The sequence below is a fragment of the Specibacter sp. AOP5-B1-6 genome, from assembly GCF_052376555.1.
GTDB lineage: Bacteria > Actinomycetota > Actinomycetes > Actinomycetales > Micrococcaceae > Specibacter.
Map to the genome: position 1 here is coordinate 1 of NZ_JBQSVT010000137.1, position 314 is coordinate 314.

1 protein-coding gene is annotated in these 314 nt (G+C 60.5%); it reads right to left on the minus strand.

The window, feature by feature from the left end; all coding sequences use genetic code 11:
* Positions 1-314: DUF222 domain-containing protein (locus ACT3TS_RS19820; protein ID WP_444533236.1), on the minus strand; the 314-nt coding region annotated here is incomplete at both ends.

A 314-nucleotide genomic window follows, 5' to 3' on the forward strand; every position in this document is an offset into this window, starting at 1 on the left:
CGGATCACACAGGGCCTGGTCAAACAAGGCCAACGGCACCGGCCCGTTGTAAGTGGTGAACGCGGTGCCGGTCCCGTCGTTGCGTTCCAAGTCTTCTTGGGAACAGGTGATGATCAACTGCGTCTTCAATCCACCGTTGAGCGGCAGCTTGTCAGTGCGGGCGGCCAGCTTCACGCAGTCCAGGAGCCCGTCGAGAAGCTTTTGACCGTAAGTACGGTCATCCTTCGAGACCGGGTCGGTACTCTCAGGATCGATCGGATCCAGCCCTGCCAAGACTTCACCCGTTCCCGGGAACGGAATCCGCACCCCATCGG